Origin of the sequence: Desertibacillus haloalkaliphilus, assembly GCF_019039105.1 — a bacterium.
Classification (GTDB): Bacteria; Bacillota; Bacilli; order Bacillales; family KJ1-10-99; genus Desertibacillus; species Desertibacillus haloalkaliphilus.
Genome location: NZ_JAHPIV010000467.1, coordinates 1 through 352 on the forward strand (window position 1 = coordinate 1; position 352 = coordinate 352).

Annotated in this window: 1 protein-coding gene; it reads left to right on the top strand. The window is 39.5% G+C overall.

The genetic code is table 11. The features are described from left to right. Positions 1-352: malate:quinone oxidoreductase (locus tag KH400_RS22840; protein WP_217228554.1), on the top strand; the 352-nt coding region annotated here is incomplete at both ends.

Consider the following 352-nt stretch of genomic DNA (forward strand, 5'->3'; position numbering starts at 1 on the left):
GCCAATGTCTGTTCCACATCTTGACACGAGATATATTGATAGTAAAAAATCGTTGCTATTTGGACCGTTTGCCGGATTCTCACCAAAGTTTCTAAAATATGGTTCAGTGTTTGATCTGTTAACATCAGTAAAACCGGATAATCTCGTAACGATGTTGGCAGCAGGCGCCAAAAACATGTCATTGACAAAATATCTAATTCAGCAAGTCATGTTGTCAAAGGAAAAGCGTATGGATGAGTTACGTGAGTTTATCCCAAACGCAAAAAGTGAGGATTGGGATTTAATTGTAGCGGGCCAACGTGTGCAAGTAATTAAAGATACAGAAGCTGGTGGCAAAGGAACGCTTCAATTT